This window comes from Streptomyces zinciresistens K42, assembly GCF_000225525.1.
GTDB lineage: Bacteria > Actinomycetota > Actinomycetes > Streptomycetales > Streptomycetaceae > Streptomyces > Streptomyces zinciresistens.
In genome coordinates this window covers 1-1881 of the sequence record NZ_AGBF01000417.1, presented here as the reverse complement: position 1 = coordinate 1881, position 1881 = coordinate 1, and the positions used below count along the sequence as shown (strand labels likewise).

At 73.0% G+C, this 1881-nt stretch carries 2 protein-coding genes; both read right to left on the bottom strand.

The genetic code is table 11. The annotated features are described in order from the left end of the window. Positions 1-592: TerD family protein (locus SZN_RS36905; RefSeq protein WP_007506320.1), on the bottom strand; the 592-nt coding region annotated here is incomplete at its 3' end. Positions 593-680: 88 nt separating this feature from the next. Beyond that, complete coding sequence (locus SZN_RS36900; protein ID WP_106432776.1) at positions 681-1757, bottom strand: serine hydrolase domain-containing protein; 1077 nt, start codon at positions 1755-1757, stop codon at positions 681-683. Positions 1758-1881: the final 124 nt, after the last annotated feature.

Below are 1881 nucleotides of genomic sequence, written 5' to 3'. Positions count from 1 at the left end.
CGGGATCGCCGGAGTGCGGCAGGGCCGGACCGGACAGGGTGTGCAGCGCCGGGCGGGCGACGGGCGCCGCCGGCCGGGACGGCGCGGGCGGGGCGGGCGCGGCCGGGGCGGCGTCCTCGACGACGTCGACGCCGAAGTCCCGCGCGAGCCCGGCCAGTCCGTCCGCGTACCCCTGGCCCAGGGCCCGCAGCTTCCAGCCGGCGCCCCGCCGGTAGAGCTCCGCGAGCAGCAGCACGCTCTCGCGGCCGGGCCGCGGCGGGGCGAACCGGGCGACGACGCGTCCCCCCGCGCCGCCGACGTGCAGCACGGGGACCGGCAGGCGGCTGAGCGCGGTGCCGGGGTCGGCGGGGCTCACCACCACCGTGACCCGGGTGGCCCCGGGCCGCAGCCGGGACGGGTCGGCGCTCAGCGTGTCGCCGTCCAGCCGGACGCCGGGCGCGGACGGCTGGTTGTAGAACACGAAGTCGGCGTCGCCCCCGACCCTGCCGCCGTCGTCCGTGACGAGCGCGCAGACGTCGAAGGGGCCGGGCACCCGGACGGTCAACCGGCCGTCCGGAAGGGGCACGTTGCCCCCGGGGGCCAACTCGCTCATCGGGCCGTCCTGACGGGTGGTGCGGGAACGGGCGGGACGTCCGGTGAACGTCCGCCGGATCGCGCCGGTTCCCGCCCGCCGGACCCCCTCAGCGGCGCTCCGCCCCCGGCGGGTTGCCGCGCGCCACGTCCTCGGAGCGCTCGGCCCGTGCCGAACGCGCCCCCGCCTTGGCCGACTTGCCGCAGAACGCCGACTCCAGCACGCCCAGCATGGTGGTGTGCACCCGGCCGTTGTTGGAGGTGTTGGCGAGCGCGGCCAGCGCGCGCCCGCCGTCCTTGGAGGCGAACGCGTAGGTGTAGTACCCCTGGACGGCGCCGGTGTGGCCGTACACCGAGACCCCGCAGGACAGGTCCCGGCGGCGCAGACCGAGCCCGTAGGACTGGGCCGTGCCCGCGGGCACCCACCGCTGCATCTGCGCCAGCTGGGCGCGCGAGGTCAGCCGCCCGCCGAGCAGCGCCGACAGGAAGGTGTTGAGATCGCCCGTGGTGGAGATCAGCGCGCCCGCGCTCTGCGCCCAGGACGCCGTCTGCTCCGTGGCGTCGACGAGCGGCGCGCCGGCGGCGTCCGGGGTGAGATAGCCGCGCGCGTACCGGCCGGGGATCTTCGTGGCGGGGTGCGCGTAGAAGGTGTCGCGCAGCCTCAGCGGCCGGATGATCCGGTTTTGGTACTCGGTGCGCACGGAGTTCCCGGTCAGCTTCTCGATGAGCATGCCCGCGACGACGAAGTTGGTGTTGGAGTACGCGTACACGCTGCCCGGCTTCGTGGTGCGCGGCCTGCTCAGGGAACGGTTCACCAGCTCGCGGTAGGTGAAGACCCTGGTGCGCACCGACTCGAAGCCGGGAACCGTCCGCGCGAACATGTCGTTGGTGTAGTCGTACAGCCCGCTGCGGTGGCTCAGCACATGCCGGACCGTGATCCGCGCGTCCGGGAGCAGTCCCGGCAGATAGCGGTTGACCGGGGCGTCGAGGGTCAGTCTGCCCTCGTCGACGAGTTGCAGCAGGACCACGGCCGAGAAGACCTTGGTCACGCTGCCGATGCGGAACCGGTCCGCGTCGGCGATCGTGTCAGGACGAACAGAGCATTCGACTTCTTCGTCAGAAGGTCTCTCCGCCTCCTCCGCGAAGACAGCGGAGCTGTTCGACTTCGCTGCGGGCGTGACTTTGATTCTCTGAGCCGTGCAAGAGGCTCCACTTCTTGTCGCCTTGGGCTCTTGGTAGATGAGCGGGCTTATTCGCCGTCGCCGTGGTCGAACCCTTTGAGTACGGGATCCAGCTCTGCTGCCGCACCGC